General features: G+C 69.4%; 14 protein-coding genes. 5 read left to right on the top strand and 9 right to left on the bottom strand.

Annotated elements, in window-relative coordinates:
- Window positions 1–9: 9 nt before the first annotated feature.
- From HOV77_RS13720 to HOV77_RS13710, 3 genes are all read right to left on the bottom strand, one after another.
- Complete coding sequence (locus HOV77_RS13720) at window positions 10–735, bottom strand: cobalt transporter (RefSeq protein WP_290862081.1); 726 nt, start codon at window positions 733–735, stop codon at window positions 10–12.
- On the bottom strand, window positions 732–1,361 hold the full coding sequence (locus HOV77_RS13715) for a hypothetical protein (RefSeq protein WP_290862079.1): 630 nt from the start codon (window positions 1,359–1,361) through the stop codon (window positions 732–734). Before HOV77_RS13715 ends, HOV77_RS13720 begins: the two co-directional genes overlap by 4 nt.
- Window positions 1,362–1,590: 229 nt before the next feature.
- Window positions 1,591–2,823 carry a glycoside hydrolase domain-containing protein gene (locus HOV77_RS13710; RefSeq protein WP_290862078.1) on the bottom strand — a complete coding sequence of 411 codons (1,233 nt, stop codon included), beginning with the start codon at window positions 2,821–2,823 and terminating at the stop codon, window positions 1,591–1,593.
- 177 nt (window positions 2,824–3,000) lie between these two features.
- Between HOV77_RS13710 and HOV77_RS13705 the strand changes: the two genes are divergently transcribed.
- A complete protein-coding gene (locus HOV77_RS13705) occupies window positions 3,001–4,602 on the top strand; it encodes a hypothetical protein (protein WP_290862075.1) in 1,602 nt (533 codons plus the stop codon).
- Between the two features lie 63 nt (window positions 4,603–4,665).
- On the opposite strand, the gene HOV77_RS13700 is transcribed toward HOV77_RS13705, so the two are convergent.
- A complete protein-coding gene (locus tag HOV77_RS13700; RefSeq protein WP_290862073.1) occupies window positions 4,666–5,046 on the bottom strand; it encodes a VOC family protein in 381 nt (126 codons plus the stop codon).
- A gap of 70 nt (window positions 5,047–5,116) precedes the next feature.
- On the opposite strand from HOV77_RS13700, the gene HOV77_RS13695 reads away from it, so the two are divergent.
- Entirely contained in the window at window positions 5,117–6,535 is a 1,419-nt protein-coding gene (locus HOV77_RS13695) for a PLP-dependent aminotransferase family protein (RefSeq protein WP_290862071.1), read from the top strand.
- Between the two features lie 102 nt (window positions 6,536–6,637).
- Here HOV77_RS13695 and HOV77_RS13690 read toward each other — a convergent pair whose 3' ends face one another.
- On the bottom strand, window positions 6,638–9,385 hold the full coding sequence (locus HOV77_RS13690) for a LuxR C-terminal-related transcriptional regulator (RefSeq protein ID WP_290862069.1): 2,748 nt from the start codon (window positions 9,383–9,385) through the stop codon (window positions 6,638–6,640).
- Window positions 9,386–9,479: 94 nt separating this feature from the next.
- On the opposite strand from HOV77_RS13690, the gene HOV77_RS13685 reads away from it, so the two are divergent.
- Entirely contained in the window at window positions 9,480–9,827 is a 348-nt protein-coding gene (locus HOV77_RS13685; RefSeq protein WP_290862067.1) for a VOC family protein, read from the top strand.
- Window position 9,828: 1 nt separating this feature from the next.
- The gene (locus HOV77_RS13680; RefSeq protein ID WP_290862065.1) at window positions 9,829–11,067 is read left to right on the top strand and encodes an MFS transporter; all 1,239 of its coding nucleotides are present in this window, start codon (window positions 9,829–9,831) and stop codon (window positions 11,065–11,067) included.
- Window positions 11,068–11,119: 52 nt separating this feature from the next.
- Here the strand turns inward: HOV77_RS13680 and HOV77_RS13675 are convergent, their stop codons facing one another.
- The 4 genes from HOV77_RS13675 to HOV77_RS13660 all read right to left on the bottom strand — a co-directional run bounded on the left by HOV77_RS13675 (window position 11,120) and on the right by HOV77_RS13660 (window position 15,703).
- The gene (locus tag HOV77_RS13675) at window positions 11,120–12,652 is read right to left on the bottom strand and encodes a hypothetical protein (RefSeq protein ID WP_290862063.1); all 1,533 of its coding nucleotides are present in this window, start codon (window positions 12,650–12,652) and stop codon (window positions 11,120–11,122) included.
- A 164-nt stretch (window positions 12,653–12,816) separates the two neighbouring features.
- On the bottom strand, window positions 12,817–14,136 hold the full coding sequence (locus HOV77_RS13670) for an ABC transporter permease (protein ID WP_290862061.1): 1,320 nt from the start codon (window positions 14,134–14,136) through the stop codon (window positions 12,817–12,819).
- On the bottom strand, window positions 14,133–14,831 hold the full coding sequence (locus tag HOV77_RS13665; protein ID WP_290862059.1) for an ABC transporter ATP-binding protein: 699 nt from the start codon (window positions 14,829–14,831) through the stop codon (window positions 14,133–14,135). The genes HOV77_RS13670 and HOV77_RS13665 overlap by 4 nt, the downstream gene beginning before the upstream one ends.
- Window positions 14,828–15,703 carry an efflux RND transporter periplasmic adaptor subunit gene (locus tag HOV77_RS13660; RefSeq protein WP_290862057.1) on the bottom strand — a complete coding sequence of 292 codons (876 nt, stop codon included), beginning with the start codon at window positions 15,701–15,703 and terminating at the stop codon, window positions 14,828–14,830. The genes HOV77_RS13665 and HOV77_RS13660 overlap by 4 nt, the downstream gene beginning before the upstream one ends.
- Before the next feature lie 178 nt (window positions 15,704–15,881).
- On the opposite strand from HOV77_RS13660, the gene HOV77_RS13655 reads away from it, so the two are divergent.
- Window positions 15,882–16,742: a helix-turn-helix domain-containing GNAT family N-acetyltransferase gene (locus HOV77_RS13655; protein ID WP_290862055.1), complete on the top strand. Its 861-nt coding sequence runs from the start codon at window positions 15,882–15,884 to the stop codon at window positions 16,740–16,742.
- Window positions 16,743–17,006: the final 264 nt, after the last annotated feature.

Below are 17,006 nucleotides of genomic sequence, written 5' to 3'. Positions count from 1 at the left end.
AGCGTCTCCTTATGTGACGGTGGTGAGATTGACCGCCGCGAGGACGGTGATGGCGACGCCGAGCACGGTGATGCCGGTGGCGGCCAGAATCGGAGCCACCCGGGTGGCGAGCCGGAGCAGCGAGCGGGAGCGAGCGCCCCGGACCACGATCGAACTGCCGGCGACGGCGAGCGCGCCCACGCCGAACAGCACGACGGCCATGCCGAGCCCGAACGTCATGACCAGGAGCAGGGCGAATCCGGTGCGGCCGAGGAACAATCCGGTCACCAGAACCAGAAAGGCGGCCGGTGATGGAGTGAGCCCGCCGGACACTCCTAAGAGGACCAAACCGGGCCGCTTGTCGTGCTGATGCGAGTGGTCATGGTCATGCGGATGCCCGTGCCGGTGGAACCTCCGGCGGAGCAGCCAGACGCCTGTTCCTACGACGAGGACGCCGGCCAGCAGTTGGAGCCAACTTGTCAGGCGGTGCATCGGCAAGACGTCCGAGAGCGACAGGAACGTCCAGGCCAGGCCGATGACCAGCACCGAGAGTGTGTGCATCACCGCGACCGAACCGCCGAGCCAGGCGGCGTCGCGCAGGCGCGCCCGAGATCCGGCAAGGTACGCCGCCGCCAGGCTCTTGCCGTGCCCGGGAGTCACCGCGTGCCCGGCTCCGGCCGCGAACGCGAGCGCGAAGGCCAGCGGCGGCACTCCCGGCGACCGGAGGATCTCCTGCAACTGGTCGGCGGCGGTCACCGGGTCACCCGCTTCGCCCGCTGCATTCGGCGTACCAGCAGAAAGAGAAGGACCACGACGAGGAGCGAGACACCGGCGAGAACGACGTGGTTGCTTTTGCCTGCCTGGCCGAGGACCCAGTCGTGCGTTTCGTGGCCCGCGGCATAAACCGCCCGAGCGCCGTTCGGACCCGTCGCGAGCGTCTGGTACGCGGCATTGAGGTCGGTCAGAGTACGCACCGCGACCGTGACCTTGCCGACCGCAGCCGGACAGGTGAAGTCGAGGGTGATCCCGGACTTGGCCAGTTCGGTGGGCGGATGCACGGTCCCGGCACAAGACTTCCCGGCGCTCGTGACGCCGATCTGGCGGAGCAGGTACTCCGTCAGCTCGGGCGACGGACCGACCGTCGTAGCATCCGTGGCCTGGTAGAAGACCGCACCGTCGAGCATGACCCGGCTGCGCGGCAGCAACCCGAGCGAGATGCCGAGCAGGGTGAGGTCGTCGAGGCCGCCGACCTTCCATCGAATGTGGACGGTGTCCGGTCGGGCGGCGTCGGCGCTGATCGTGACGGTCTGGGGATCGCCGAACGGATGCGCCGCAGCCTGGCCCGGTGCCGCGAAAACGGTTACCGCGAGGGCCGTGAGCAAGGCGGCGATCGCTCGCCTGGGTCGGTGCAAAGGGGTGCGCTCCGAGCTGGCAGGAGTGTGTTCGCGCTGCACTCTGCCGACGGTTCGCTAACTCCGGCGCTTGGGTTGATGATCAGCTTCGAACGCTCGGATGAACGTTTGCCCCTGACGTTGGGGCTGGATCAGGGTTCCGGGTCGAATCTTGGCGCGAGTACGACCCGGATCCCTGATCCAGCGCGGTCCGACCCGGTCAGACGCGGGTGACCCGGATGGCGTCGGCGATGACGTAGCCGGTTCCGGTTGTCCAGCGGCTGACGCCGACCTTGTCGCCGTCGCCGGCGGCGAGGGTGAAGACGCCGAGCGAAACCCATTGCCCGCCGTTGACCCGCTGGCTCACGACGACGGACTGGTTTCCGCTGGTGGTGGCCACGATGTAGGGAGTCGCGCTGTTGTACCCCGAGTTCGCCGGATACCAGACGGAGACCTCGTAGGTTGCGGTCTCCGGGATGTTCACCTTGTACCAGGCCGGATCGCTGGCGGAGACCGGGTCGGCGAACCGATAGTCGGCCCCGTAGCGCTGCGTCGAGTAGCTCGACGTGCCCCAGTTGGCGCTCGCGGTGAACCGGCTGCTGTCGGAGTTGTCGACGATCGTGCTCCACTGAGTCGGCGGCTCCGTCACCACCGTGGAGACGTCGAGGTAATTGCGGTCGATCTTGATGGTGACGCCGCCCCACGTCTCGCTGACATCACCGGCGTACTGGTGCAGACGCTGGTGGTTCGGGTACGCCGTGTCGGCGCAGTACTGGCCGCCGCCGGTGTCGGCGACCCCGTTCCACCAGGCGATCCAGAGATGGTCGAGCCGAGTGTACTGAGGGTTGTCGTACGCGTTGCACACGTCGAGGACGCCGGACGAACCGCTGGAGTACATGCCGGACAGGTAACCCAGCGTATGCAGCTGGTTGGTCCAGCCGGACAGATACGAGAGCACCGCGGCCCGGCAGGAGGCGCTGGTCGGATACTGCTCGATGTCGTTGTAGATCGCGCTGCCGGCCGGGATGCCGAGCGCCTTGGCGGCGTTGACCGCGCTGGTCGCCCGGCTCGCGCCCTGCGACCGGGCAGTCGCCGGATCGCTGGACATCTTCGGCGTACGCGTGCCGCAGGGGGCTTGGTAGTCGAGCTCGATGGGGATGAGGCGCCAGCCGTTGGCGACCTGGTTGGACACCCACGTCGCGGTGAGATTCGGCTGCGAACAGGACCGGCTCGAACCGCTGATGTAGATGCCGACCGCCCGATAGGGCGAGCTGGCCTTCCACGCGTTCATGGCCGACTGGGAGGGTGCGGTGCAGGTGTCGAATCCCTTGCCCGTATAGGTGCCCGGCTGTGGTGCGACTGCTGCGACCGCTACCGCCGCAGTCGCGGGAGCGGCCGCCGAAGGTGCGATCAGTGCTGCGAGGACGGCCCCGGCGGCCATCACCTTTCTCATGCACGCCTCCCAATGAAGGAAATTCTCAGACTCGGCCAGAAGATTGAAGGATTCCTACCACACATCGACGCTTAGGGCTAGTGGCCTGTGTCGATGGGTAGACCACCGCCCTTCCGGGGACGGCAGACGCCGGATGCGAACGGGCTCTATGCTGCGTGCAACCACGGGAGGACAGGTATGTGGATCAAGGGAATCGCGGCCCTGCTCGCCGCCGTCACAGCGGTGCTGCCGACGGCGGGAAGCCGGGCCTCGGCACCGGTGGTCATCGAGCAACCGCCGCCGTCGTTCACCCGAGTGGGAACGATCTCGCCGGTGACGCCGACCGCCCGCCGGGTCGCCTGGGACTTCGACGGTGACGACAAGGCGGAGATCGTCTTCGTCCAGGACAACGGTCTACGGGTGAATTACGCGTCTGGAGCTTTCGACCGCATCGGCTCGCTGGCCAACACGCCGACTCCGTTCACCTCCGGTGATGTCAACGGCGATGGTTACGGCGACCTGATGTTCCGGGAGTACGCCCCGGCGACACAGCGACTGCTGCCGACCAGGAGGACGGGGCGGGCGACCTCCCGCTCGGTCGGCGACGACCGCATCTGGCTCGTCTACGGCGGCCCGGCCGGATTGCACATGGACACCGCGATCGCCCTCCAGCCGGATCTTCCGGGCGTACCCGGCCGGCGTGAGTACGGCGACGAGTTCGGCTCCTCCCTCGCGGTCGGCGACATCAACAAAGACGGCTTCGACGACGTCGCCATCGCGACTCGCTCCGCCGGGCCGGGCAGTCAGCGCCTCGGCGCGGTGAACGTCTTCTTCGGCTCGGCCGCCGGCGTACGGCTGACGGGAACTCAGTACTTCACGCAGGACAACACCGGCGGCAACTACCCCGAGAGCGATCCCTACCAGGGCCAGGAGGCCGATTACTTCGGCCAGTCCATCGCGCTCGGTGACGTCACCGGCGACGGGTACGCCGACCTAGCGATCGGCGTACCGGGGGCCGAGAACTACCACGACGGAACCATCTGGGCCAACGAGAGCGCGGTCCTCCTGTTGAAGGGCTCGCCGACAGGCTTGCTGACGACGGGGATCAACCGGATCACACCGCCGGGGCTCGGGGCACCCGGCAACGGCTCGCTGAACTTCGGGGAGATCGGGTGGAAGGTCGCGATCGCCGACGTGGACGGCGACGGCCGGGCAGAGGTCTTCACCGATGCGGATGTCTTCCGATCGGACAACGATCAGACGGGCGCGATCGTGGTGCTCAAGGGCCGGTCGACGGGCATCATCGGCTCCGACCGTCAGGTGATCGTCCCGAGTAACACCGGGGCCGCCGGCAAGGATCTCTATTACGGAAACTGGTACGGCGTAGGCGATCTCACCGGCGACGGCCGGGCCGAGCTGGTCATCGGCACACCGTTGGCTCGGACCGCCATCACGGGCGCGGTCGGCGTCGTTCCCGCGACCGCCTCGGGCTACGCACCCGCCGGCACGAAGTGGTACACCCAGGACTCACCCGGATTCGGTGACACCGCCGAGCTGGGCGACGCGTTCGGGCTGCCTGTGGCCGTGGTGGACCGGACCGGCGACGGCATCGGCGATCTGATCATCGGGGCAGAGCAGGAGACGGCCGTCTCCGGCGCCTCCGAGCGCGGTCGCGTCGCCGTCTACCCCGGTGGCGGCACGGCGTTCACCGAAACCGAGTCGTGGACCGCTTGGGACTTGTCGGCGTACGGGATCGGCTGGGCGATCGGCGGATCGGTCTCCGCTGCCGCCTACTGGTGAGCACATGATCAGCGGAAGTTTCGCGGTGTCCTGACCCCACGAAACTTCCGCTGATCAAGGAGGTCAGGCGCCGATGGTCAGCGCCGCCCACTGGTGACCGTCGAGGTCGACGAATCCGATCTGATACATCCCGCCGTCATCGCGGGCCGGGCCGAGTTGCGTACCGCCCGCGTCGACCGCCTTGGCGGCCAGGGCGTCGACGGCGGCCCGATCCTCCAGGCCCAGGACCAGGATCGCCTCGGTGGCGCCGTCGTCGGCGGGTGGGCGGTGGGCGTACCCGGCGAACGTGCTCTCGGCCAGCAGCATCACCTGCGTGTGCTCGCTGATGATCACCGACGCCATGTCCTCGGTCGCGCCGAAGAACTCGAAGCCCAGCGCGGTGAAGAACTTCTGCGAGCGGCCGAGGTCGCGGACGGGCAGGTTGACGAACAGCTTCGTGGTCATGTCATTCCTCCTGGTGAAGTGGTTTCTTCGATCCTCGCCGCATCGGGGACCGCTGATAAGGTCCGAATCGATGGCCGGAAACAGGACCAATTCCCCGCGGGTGGGCGAGCTGCGGCTCGACGTCCGCCGTGACGTTCCGGTCGCGCTTCACCGGCAGATAGCAGCGGCGGTACGCGCACACATCCGCAGCGGCCGGTTGCCCATCGGTTCATCCCTCCCGCCGACGCGGCTGCTCGCCGCCGACCTCGGCGTCTCGCGCGGAGTCGTGATCGAGGCGTACGCACAACTGACCGCCGAGGGCTATCTGGCCTCTCGCCCCGGTGGCTACACGGAGGTCGCCGGGGGTGTGCGGGAACCCGCCGATCGGCCGCCCGTGATCGAGCCCGCCGCGTACCGGATCGACTTCAGTTATGGCCGGGCCGATGTCGCGCACTTCCCTCGCCAAGCCTGGCTGCGGAGCTTCCGCCAGGTGCTGACCACGACGTCGACACCCGAGTTCGCACTGCTCAGCGGGCGCGGAGCGCCGGCGCTGCGAACTGCGCTGGCCGACTACCTCAATCGCGTACGCGGGACGGTCGCCGATCCCCGCAACATCGTCATCACCAACGGATTCGCCCAAGGCATCCGGCTGCTCATTCAGGTGCTCGCCGACCAGGGTGCGACCCGGCTCGCGTTGGAGGATCCGGCCCCGGACGACGACGCCCGTCCGGCGGCCCTTCGCGCGGGGTTGGCGGTGATCGGCGTACCGGTGGACGAACAGGGCATCTTGACCGACGGACTCGACGATGTGGACGCCGACACCCTGGTCCTCGCGCCGTCGCATCAGTGGCCGGTCGGCGGCGCGCTCCCGGCGGCCCGGCGGGCGGCGGTGGTTCGCTGGGCCTGCGAACGGAACGCTCTGCTGATCGAGGACGACTACGACGCGGAGTACCGTTTCGACCGTGATCCCCTCGGTGCGCTGCAAGGTCTCGCGCCCGAGCAGGTGGCGTACGCCGGAACGCTCAGCAAGACGCTGGCTCCGGGCGTACGCATCGGCTGGCTCGTCTTGCCCGAGCACCTGACCGACGCGGTGGCGGAGGCGAAGATCGCGGCGGATCGCGGTTCGGCCACCCTGGAGCAGTTGGCCCTCGCCGATTTCCTCGTACGCGGTGAGTTCGACCGGCACACCCGCCGCATGCGCCCGCTCTACCGGGCCCGCCGCGAGGCGCTGGTAGCAGCGCTGCACCGCCACCTGCCCGGTGCCCGCCCGGCCGGCATCGCCGCCGGCCTGCATCTGCTCGTCTGGCTGCCACCCGACCTGGACGAGCAGGAACTCGCCGACGGCGCGGCCAAACTCGGAGTGTTCGTGCAACCGTTGTCGCGCTATCGAATCGCGCCGGTGGGCGACCGGCGCGGGGCGCTCATCCTCGGCTACTCGGTGCTCAGCGAGAGCGCGATCGCCGAAGGCATCGCACTGCTCGGCGAGGCCGCCCGCCGCCTGCGTCGCTGACTCGCCCGCTCGCCGCGCCCAACCGCGCCCGCTCGTTAGCTGCAGATCACGGTTATGCATGCCAAAAGCGGCCGCGGAGGCATGCGTAACCGTGATCTGCAGCTAGGCGGTGAACCCGAGAGCGGCCAGCGCAGCCGATCCGTGGGCGGCGTCCCCAGCCAGGGAAAGCGTGCGGGCGGCCTGATAGCGGCTGCCCGCGTCCTCGAAGTCGGCCGCGATGGCGCGTAAGCGCTCAGAGTCGTTGTCCAGCAACGCTTCCGCGCGGTCCAGTTGCGCGGACGCGACCGGGTTGCCGGTCACGATCGGGCGGGCGGCGGCGATCAGGTCGCGAGCGTCGGGCCGATCGAGCAGCGCGGCGGCTTCCGCGCGCGCAGCGAGATACCAGTGCCGCCACACCCAGATGGCCCACTCCCCCAGTTCGTCGGGGTCGGCGGCGAGCAACGTGAAGGCTTCGTCGGCGCGACCCGAGTGCAGCAGCACAGTCGCGTCGAATACCGCGCTGTATCCGGCTCGCAGTTCCGGGGCGACGTCGAGTTCGTCGACGACTTCCAGCCACTCCGACCGGGCGACGTCGTCACCGCGGAGGCCGTGGATCATCGCGACGGCAGCGGCCGCGACGGCGAGAGTCGGCGTATGCAGCCCGCCCGACCGGCCCCAAGCGTCGCGGAAACGGCCACAAGCGGCCAGTACGCCGTCGGCCCGACCGGCGAGGGCATCGGCGACGAGCAGCCGGGATGTCGCGAAGTCGCCGCGTTCGGCCAGCAGCGGCAGATCCCGGAGTTCCTCGCCCCACCGGCGGGCGGCGGCCAGATCACCGACTCCGACCGACATCTCGGCGGCTTCGGACAAGGCGTACGTGCGCTCAAGCGCGCCGGCCGGCGTGGCCGGAACCTTGGCCAGCAAGTCCACCCGCTGACGAGCGGAGGCAGCGGTCGCGAAGGTGTCACCGGCCCAGCACTGCACCGCCGCGAGAGCGTCGAGCGCCGCACTGTGCGCAAGCGGATCGCCGCTGCTCCGAGCCAGCTCGACGGCGCGTTCGGCGCGAGACGACGCCGCCGGCAACCCTGCCTCAGCACTGAGTACGCCGCACTCGGCCAGCGCGACCGCGGCCAGCGCGGCCGGATCGTCTCCGGCGAGCGACTGCGCCTCGGTCAGCAACGCAGCCGCCTGCTCGGCGGACGGCGGGTCGGCGAACGTGCCGGAGAATCGGTAGACCGTCGCGGCGGCCGTCGCCAGGTCGCGAGCGGTTCCGGCGTCGTCGCCGGCATCCCGGGCGGTCTCGGCGGCGGCTCGATAGAGGCGATACATGTCGTCACCGCGCATCCGGCATCCGGCGACGGCGGCCGCCTGTCGCAGGGCGGCTCCGGCCGGAACGGGATCGCCGGCCAAGTCAGCGGCCTGTTCGTAGCGCTGCTGCGCTTCGCCGATGAGGTTCCGGCTGAACGCCGTCTGCGCCAGCGCCGAGGCGAGGGCGTACGCGTCGGCTCGGTGCTCGGGCGAGGTGGCGGCCCAGCCGAGGGCGGCCCGCAGATCGTCGGCGGCGTAGTCGAAGCGGGCCCGCCACGCACCGGTCCCCGATTTCGGGTCCTCGGCCAGCTCAGTCGCCAAGGCGAGACACCACCGCAGGTGCTCGGCGCGTACGCGGTCGAGCTCACCCGTGGCGGCCAGCTGCTCCAGGCCGTACTGACGGATGGTCTCCAGCGTCCGGTAACGCATGCCACCCGGTGCCGGCGCGGCCGACAGCAGGCTCTGCTCCGCCAACCGAGCCAGTCCGTCCATTGTGGCTCCGGCCACTTGAGCGGATGCGTCCATTGTGAACGGTGCCACGAAGACGGCGATCCGCTGGAGCAGCGTACGGTCGGCCGGGTCGAGCAGTGCGACGCTCCAGTCCAGCGTCGCGCGTACCGACCGATGCCGGTCGGCGGCGCGGGCTCCGCCGGTGAGCACCCGAAGCTGGTCGGAGAGCACCTCGGTCAGCCCGTCGAGCCCCAGCATCGGCAGCCGGGCGGCGGCCAGTTCGATCGCGAGGGCCACCCCGTCCAGCCCCCGGCAGATGCCGGCGACTTGGTCTCGCTGCTCGGGCGCGACCGGCGAGCCGACCGCGGCGGCCCGGTCGAGGAACAGCGCCACCGCGTCGGAGTCGGCGTCACCCTCCAGCGACAGCGGCGGAACCGGGTGCACTCGTTCGAAGGGAACCATCAACCGGGCCCGGCTCGTGGCCAGCACCGTCACTCGCGGGCACCCCGCGAGCAACCGTTCCACGAAGGGCGCAACTCCGTCGCGTACATGTTCGCAATTGTCGAGAACGAGCAGCGCGTGCCGATCGGCGAGCGCGGAGATCACGCTGTCGTCCAGGCCGCGGCCCTGTTGCTCGCCCACCCCGACGGCCGAGGCGACCGCGGCGCCGACCATCGCGGCATCCGTGATCGGCACGAGGTCGACGAACCAGACGCCGTCGGTGAAATCGGCCGCGGCGTCGCTCGCGACCGCGAGCGCGAGGCGGGTCTTGCCGACGCCGCCGGGACCGACCGCGCTGACCTGCCGGTGGGCCGTGACCGCCTCGACCAGCGTTGCTCTTTCCTGCGCGCGGCCGACGAAAGCCGTCACCGGCGCCGGCAGCCCGAGTGTGACATCGCCACCCCGCGCGGCCCGGCCCCACTCGGCCGCGAGCTGGGCCAACGCGCGCCGGTCCGGCGCGTCGAGCTTGCGCAACATCGACGAGACGTGGGTTTCGACGGTACGGACCGAGATGAACAGACGCGCGGCGATCTCCGCGTTGCTGAGGTGGTCGCCGAGCAGGGCCAGCACCTCGGCCTCGCGCGTGGAAATCCCTGCCTGGACCGCTGTCACGCGGCCAATTGTGCCTCACGCTCCGCGGAATACGTGGTGCTCCCCGTGGTCGCCACGGATGTGCGCGGCAGCGCGGTGGTCGAGGCTGAAAGACATGACGACCAAGGGCATCAAGACCGTGCTTCACCCCGTCTCCGACCTGACCAAGGCCAAGCACGTGTACGCCGCGCTGCTGGGCCGGCAGCCGCAGAGTGATTCCTCCTACTATGTCGGCTTCGACATGGACGGCCTGCAGGTGGGGCTGGTGCTGGGTGGCGGACCGCAGGGCATGACATCCCCGGTGACGTACTGGGAGGTGACGGATATCGAGGCGAAAATCGCCGAGATCGTGGCAGCGGGCGGCACCGTGCAGGACCCCGTACGCGAAGTCGGCGGTGGCCGCGTTGTGGCGACCGTCACCGACCCCGACGGCAATGTCCTCGGCTTGTTGCAGGATCGCTGACATGAACGGGTCGTACGGCCGGGTCCTCCGGCAGCCGGCGTTGCGCCGGATTCTTCCGGGAATGCTGGTCTCGGCGCTCGGCGACGGGATGAGCATGGTCGCCGTGGCCTGGCTGGCGGTGCAGATCGCCCCGGCCGGCCAGGCGGGCGTCTGGACCGGGCTCGCCGTCGCGGCGTACGCCCTGCCGGCGACCCTCGGCGCCGCCCTGCTCGCCCGGTTCGTGCGCCGGTTCAGCGGCGTACGCCTCGTGGCGGTCGACGCCTCGTTGCGGGCGGTGGTCCTGGGCACGATCGCGGTGCTCGCCGTCGCCGGAGTGCTCGGACCCGCCCTCTACGTCGTCCTGCTCGCGGTGTCGTCGCTGCTGCACGCCTGGGGCAACGCCGGCGCGTACACGATGGTCGCCGAGGTGCTTCCGGAAGAGGATCAGGTCACCGGCAACGCACTCGTGTCGACCTTCACCCAGGCCGCAGTCCTCGTCGGCCCGGCGCTCGGCGGACTGCTGCTCGCGGCGGTCAGCCCCGGTTGGGTGATCGCCGCCGACGCGGTCAGCTTCGCCGTGCTGGCCGCGGTCTCCTGGACGCTTGCGCCCTCTTCGACCGCCCCCGCCGCCTCCCGCGCTGCCGGCGCCGAACCGGGCGGTTGGCGTACGCTGCGCAGCCAGCCGAAACTGCTCGGTCTACTGGCGGTGACCTGCGTCTTCTTCTTCCTCTACGGCCCCGTAGAGGTAGCCTTGCCGATCCACATCGCGACGGAGGCGCACGCGCCGGCGAGCCTGCTCGGCCTGTACTGGACGGTCTTCGGCGTCGGCTGCACCGTCGGCGGGCTGGCGGCCGGCTTCCTGCGTAACCATCCACTGTGGTTGGTCGTGATCAGCATCATCGTCGGCTGGGGACTGGCGCTGCTGCCGCTCGGCCTCACCGACAGCGTGACGCCCGGCCTCATCGGAATGGCGATCGGCGGGCTGATCTACGGCCCGTTCACCGCGATCTGCACGGCGTTGTTCCAGCGCCTGAGCCCGCCGTCGGCGCTGAGCCGGGTACTGGCGGCGCGCAGCGCCCTGACCATCCCGTCCACCGCCCTCGGCGTGCTGCTGGGCGGCCCACTGGTCACCGCCGTCGGCGGCCGCCAAACCCTGCTCGTCTCGGCGATCCTCACGATCGGCTTCGGAGTCGCCGTCGCGGTGACGCTCGCGATCGCGCACAGCGTCGGCCAGCGCCGCGAGTTGGCCGAAGCCACCTGACGAAGGCGCCGAATGCGGTGGGCGGGCCGGACATGCCCGCCCACCGCCACGGTCACTCGATGACGAGGCGGATCGTGCCTTCGCTGTCCGCACCGAGCGGGGTGGACGCTGCAGCGATCGCCTTGATCGGGGCGGCCATCTCCCGCGTACGCGCGTCGGCCCCGGTCTGGCTGAGGAACTTGGTCAGGTCGACGTAGACCAGCGAGTCCGGGTGGCTGGGCAGGCCCTCGATCGCCTTGGTGAACAGCGGCGAGCCGGACAGCTTCGCCGATGCGGTGTAGCCGTCCGAGACGATCCGGACGGTGTTGCCGCTGACGGTCACCTTCAGCGGGATCTCCGTCGCCTTCGCCGCTGCCGCCACATCGCCGGCCGCTGTCGCGTCCTTGGTCTGCAGGGTGGCGAACAATACGGGCATCTCATTCTGCATACCGGTCATCGCGAAGGTGAGCAGCGACGAGTCCAGCGCCTTGAACGCTTTGGCGAAGTCGGGTCCCTTGGCCATCTCGGCTTTGATCGCCGCGATGTCCTCGGGGGTGAGGCCTTCGAAGTCCTCCGGGTCGAAATCCTCGGGGTCGAGCATCGGCGCTCCGAACATGCCTTCGAGTTCCGCCGGAGCCTTCGCGATCGCGACGGAACCCGCGACGGCCGAGTCGGCGGAGAGGTCACCGACGGCGGCGATCAGGTCAGCGGTCGGAGCAACCGACTCCGTCCCGGCCGCGCCGAACGTCCGGTAGTGGACCTCCACGCCGCCGTCGACCGCGTTCGCGCCGACGATCAGCGTGCCTTTCTGCTTCCCCGTCAACCCCGGTACGCCGGTGAAGAAACCGGAGGAGGTGACCTCCGTGATCGCGTCCTCGGGAATCGCCTCCTCGGATTCGCCGAGGTCCCCGAGATCCGACATGATCATCGTCGTCATCGCCTGGTTCAGCCCGGCGAGATCGGCGTACGCGTGCGCGAAGTGCTCTTCGGGCAGCCACTTCACGGCGTCGGCGTACGCCGCCACTCCGGCGAGCGGCGTGGCCTGGGCCTCCGCGTGCGCGGCTTCGGCGGCGGCCTGGGCGTCGCGCGTACCCCTTGCTGCCACGACGTAGCCGTCGCCGACGACGAACCCGAACTTGCCGGAGCCTTCGCGACCTCGGAGGCGTTCGAGACCCTCGCGGGCCTTGCGGTCGTCGCGGCTGGCCGCCACGAACAGGGTGTACGCCTGACTGTTGTGCATCCACATCGCCGCACCGAACCGGCCGCCCAGCCACGGGGTGACGTCGGCGGTGAGGTCCTTGTCGTCCACTCGGACGTCGCCGTCGTCGAACGCCTTGGGGAACTTGGCGAGTAGGTTCGCGAGTTTGCGCTGTTGGCCGAGCCCTGGAGTGAGGTCGACCGCGGCGAACGCGACGACGTTGCCCGGGGTGATCTCGGCGGCCTGCGGGCCGGTCCCGGCCATCAGCGACAGGCCGGCCCAGCCGCCGACGCCGAGGAGGAGAGCGAGCACCAGACTGCCGACGAGCAGCAGCGGGCCGCGGCTGCGCCGAACCGATACCGGCGCGAGAGTGGGTTGTTCCGGCGTGACCACTTCGGGGTCTGTCACCAGTGTCCTTTCTCCAGCAGAGATCCCCGATGGTAGAGGTGGGCGCCCATCCCCGTGGCCCGCTCTGAAGCAAGCAGATCACGGTTACGCATGCTTCCCAGCGCGAGGAAGCATGCATAACCGTGATCCGGCGGTCAGAAGCGCGGTCGAAGCGCGGAAGAGAGTCAGGCGCGCATGACCGTCGCGATCGGAATGCGGGCCGCCCGGATGGCGGGGATCAGCCCGCCCAGCAGCCCGGCGATCAGCCCGGCGAGGATTCCGGCGACCCCGGCCTGCCACGGGAATTCCATGTCGGCCAGGAACGCCGCCCGCCCGGCCAGGACACGGCTGACGATTTTCAGACAGAGAGAGGCGACGCCGATCGCAGCGGCCGCGGTGAACAGCCCGGTCAGCAGCGTTTCCGCGAGCACGATGCCGGCCAGCAGGGATCTGGGCGTACCGACGGCTCGGCGGAGCGCGAACTCCTCGACCCGTTCGCCGACCGTGGCCAGGCCGACGTTGAGGATGCCGGCGACGCCGATGAGCAGCACCAGCCCGGCGATGCCGAGGAAGATCAGCCGGAACATGGCCAGCTGCCCTTCGATCTCCTTCTTCGACTGGATCACCATCGAGCTGAACTGGTCGTTCGTGAGGCCGTCGGCCAGCAGCCGCCGCTTGAGGATCTGCTCGACATCGGTGGCTTCCTGCGTACGCAGGATCTCCATCCCGCCGAAGGTGCCCGCGGTGGTGGTCGGAACCCAGTTCGTCAGCTCGTCCGCCCGCACGTATGCCATCGGCCGGTCCTGACCGTCGTCGACGACGCCGATGATGTGCGGAGTCGGGTTCGCGATGGCGCCTCTGATCCGCATCTCGGCCGGAATCTGGTAGCGGGCGAATCCCTTCGCGGCGACCTTGTTGACGACGATGCGCGGGGCCAGCGACGGCGGGCCGCTGAAATCGAGCCACTTCCCCGAGGTCAGCTTGTACGGGCGGAACGGCCGGATGTCGCCGGTGAACCCGGTCAACCCGAGTTCGATCGCCGCGCCGACCGGTGGCTGTTCCGCCTGCTGCTGCTGGGGCACCTCCTTGCAGTAGCCCCGGGTGTCGCAATAGAACTGGCCACCGCCCATCGGCCCGTACTCGCCGGGCTGATCGAACGGCCCGCCCCCGGGGTTGACCGGGTTGACGCCGGGTTCGCCGATGGTGGCGCTCGTGCCGAGGGTGCCGACGGCGTCCGTACGCCCCTTCAACGTGTCGAGGGTGAGCGAGAGCGCGTGCTTCTCGTCCGGCACCCACATCTGAACGGTGCCGTCCTTGCCCATCATCAACTCGATGTTGGCCAGGGCCGCCTTGTTCGCCGCTTCCGCCCCCGCCTGCACGACGACGACGGCGAGCACGCCGAGGAACAGGCTGACGATCGACAGCAGCGTACGCGTCTTGCGGGCGCGGATGCCCTGGATGCCGATGATCAGAGCGGACCGCAGCCGCCCGGAGAACCGCCTCATACTCCGACCTCCACATCCTCGGGATGCAGTACGCCGTCGGAAAGGCGTACCACGCGGCCCATGCGCCTGGCGTGATCCCAGTCGTGCGTCACGAGCACCAGGCCGCAGCCCATCTCCGTGGTCGCGTGGAGCACCTCGATGACGAGGTTGCCGGTCTCGGTGTCGAGGGCGCCGGTCGGCTCGTCGGCCAGGAGCACCTTCGGCTGCCGGACCAACGCCCGGGCGACCGCCACTCGCTGCTGCTCACCGCCCGACAGCCGAGCCGGCCGGTGCTTGGCCAGATGGGCGATGCCGACCTGTTCCAGCGCCGCCATCACCCGCGCCTTACGGTGCCGCCGAGGCAGCCAGCCCTGTCCGTTGACCAGCGCCATCGCCACGTTCTGCGCGGCGGTCAGGTGCTTGAGCAGGAAGAACCGCTGGAACACGAAGCCGAACTCGGCGCTACGCAGCGCGGCCGCTCTGCGTTCCCGCAGCTTGGTGATGTCCTTGCCGTTCAACAGGTACTGCCCGCCGTCGGGCCGGTCGAACAGGCCGATCAGGCTCAGCAGAGTGCTCTTACCCGAACCGGACCGGCCGAGCACCGCCACACTTTCACCGGCGTGAACGCTTAAGTCCACTCCGGACAGGATGGTGCGTGGCTCCTGCTGTCCCTTGAGCGTCTTGGTTACGCCGGACAGCTCGATCAATGCGGTCACTTCGTCACCACGACGCCGGGTCCGCCCTGCTCGCCGGTGGTCTGCGCAGGCGGGAGGTCCGGCCCCGGGACCATGACCGTGTCGGCCTCGGTGAGTCCCGACTTGATCTGGATGACCTTCCCATCCGTGAGACCCAGCACTACTTCCCGGGTCTCGTGGGTGCCGTCTGGGCGTACCACTTCGACTTGACCTTTGCCCTGACCACCCGCGACCGCCTCGACCGGCAGGACCAGGACGTTGGTCGCGCTTTCGGTGACCACCTCGATGGTGACGGCCGCGCCGTTGATCAGGGTGACCGAGGCGGGCGCGATGCAGACGACGCGCATGCCGGTCGGTTCCGACGGCGTCGTGTTCTGCTGGGGCGCCTTGACCACCGGCGGCGCGGACGGCGAGGCCGACGGATCGGGCTGCTGGGCCGGCGGATCGGGGATGACCCCGCCGGGCAGCGCGGCGATGGTGCCGAGCACGTTGCAGGTGAACGGGCCGGGACCGTTGGTGATCTGCGCGCGGACCGTCGACAGCGCCCCGGAGATCTTGTATGCCTGAGCCCCGTCGATGTCGGCGACGATCCCGTAGCCGACGTGCTTGGCGGAGACGATCGGCATCCCGGCCTGCACGGTGGAGCGGTCGTCGGCCAGCCGCCCGGTGAAGATCGCCCCGGCCGGGACGTTCACGACGTGCGACTTGCCCTTCGCCACCACCGTCGCGACCTTGGTCGGCTTCGTCGGGGTGCTCGTCGGCGTCGTCACCGTCACGTACCGGACCTGCCCGGTCACCGGCGCGACCAGCCCGAACACGGGGTTGACCGTGACCTTGCCGGTGAGGCTCACCCGATTCGTCAGGTCCTGCCGCGTCGGTTTCGCGGTCGTCACGATCGTTCCACGCGGGGTCAGACCAGGCGTATCGCTCTGCTCAGGGCTGTTGGAGCACGCCGCCGTCACCGCGAGCACGGCCAGCGCCGTGAAGATTCGCTTCAGCACAATCGATGGACGCGTTTCCGGCTTGCCGCGTTGCCTTGAGATTACCTGACTTTAGTCAGATACTTTCTGCATGGAGCAGGTCACCGGTCGCATTCGCGAGTTCAACCGCTACTACACCCAGCGCATCGGCGTGCTGACCGACCACTACCTGGGCCAACGCTCGCTCGGCGAAGCCCGCCTGCTCTACGAGCTCTCACGCGATCCCGACGTCCGTTCCGTTCGCGCCCGCCTCGGCCTCGACTCCGGTTACCTCAGCCGACTGCTCCGCGCCCTCGAACGCCAGGACCTCATCACCCTCGAGCGTCACCCCGAGGACGGCCGCGCGCGCATCGCGGTCTTCACGGCCGCGGGCCGCGCGGCGGTGTCCGACCTCGACACCCGGTCCGACGAGTCGGTGGCCACGCTCGTCGACCCGCTCACCCCTGACCAGCGCCGGCGCCTCGCCGACGCCATGGACGAGGTCCAGCGCCTGTTGCGGATCGCGGCCATCGAGGTCCAGCCGGTCGCCGCCGGATCCGCCGTCGCTCGCTCATGCCTTCACGAGTACGCCGAAGAGCTGTCCCGTCGTTTCCCGGAGGGGTACGGGCCGGACGATCTCCTGCCGGCCTCCGCCTTCGCCTTTTTCCTCGTGGCGTCGGACGGCGTCGCACCGGTTGGCTGCGTCGGACTTCGCGTTCTTTCGCCGGGCGTCGGCGAGATCAAGCACATGTGGGTCAGTCCCTCCGCCCGGCGTCTCGGCGTCGGACGACGTCTGCTGGCTTCCCTGGAATCGTCGGCGGCCGACCTCGGGTTCACCGAACTCCGTCTCAGTACGCACGAGGCCCTGCCCGAGGCGATCGCCCTTTATCAGGCCCTCGGGTACGCCGAGATCCCGCCCTACGGCGACGACGTCCACGGCCAGCGCTTCTTCTCCCTCCCCCTGTTTCGTTGATCATGGAGTCAACCGTGGTTTCGCGCCGGGTCGCCACTGGAAACTCCATGATCAACGCCGTCGGGGTTCTCGCTGGCGGACCCGGGGTCGATTTGCGGCTGTTTGTCCGGCTGAACCATAGCCTGGCTCACATTTGCGCGCCGCAGCAATACCGATTGGAGATCCCGCCGAACCGCATGCTAAGGTTTCTCCCGTTGCCAACGAGCGCCGCTAGCTCAACTGGCAGAGCAGCGGACTCTTAATCCGCGGGTTCGGGGTTCGAGT

Source organism: Hamadaea sp. (assembly GCF_013362815.1).
Classification (GTDB): domain Bacteria; phylum Actinomycetota; class Actinomycetes; order Mycobacteriales; family Micromonosporaceae; genus Hamadaea.
Note: the sequence above shows the minus strand (reverse complement) of the source record. Positions and strands in the feature narration are given on the sequence as shown.

What these genes read in the sequence shown, in the direction of transcription:
- HOV77_RS13655 (WP_290862055.1), top strand. Translation starts at nt 15,882, where the DNA reads ATGGAGCAGGTCACCGGTCGCATTCGCGAGTTCAACCGCTACTACACC.
- HOV77_RS13700 (WP_290862073.1), bottom strand. Translation starts at nt 5,046, where the DNA reads ATGACCACGAAGCTGTTCGTCAACCTGCCCGTCCGCGACCTCGGCCGC.
- HOV77_RS13705 (WP_290862075.1), top strand. Translation starts at nt 3,001, where the DNA reads ATGTGGATCAAGGGAATCGCGGCCCTGCTCGCCGCCGTCACAGCGGTG.
- HOV77_RS13695 (WP_290862071.1), top strand. Translation starts at nt 5,117, where the DNA reads ATGGCCGGAAACAGGACCAATTCCCCGCGGGTGGGCGAGCTGCGGCTC.
- HOV77_RS13710 (WP_290862078.1), bottom strand. Translation starts at nt 2,823, where the DNA reads ATGAGAAAGGTGATGGCCGCCGGGGCCGTCCTCGCAGCACTGATCGCA.
- HOV77_RS13685 (WP_290862067.1), top strand. Translation starts at nt 9,480, where the DNA reads ATGACGACCAAGGGCATCAAGACCGTGCTTCACCCCGTCTCCGACCTG.
- HOV77_RS13670 (WP_290862061.1), bottom strand. Translation starts at nt 14,136, where the DNA reads ATGAGGCGGTTCTCCGGGCGGCTGCGGTCCGCTCTGATCATCGGCATC.
- HOV77_RS13680 (WP_290862065.1), top strand. Translation starts at nt 9,829, where the DNA reads ATGAACGGGTCGTACGGCCGGGTCCTCCGGCAGCCGGCGTTGCGCCGG.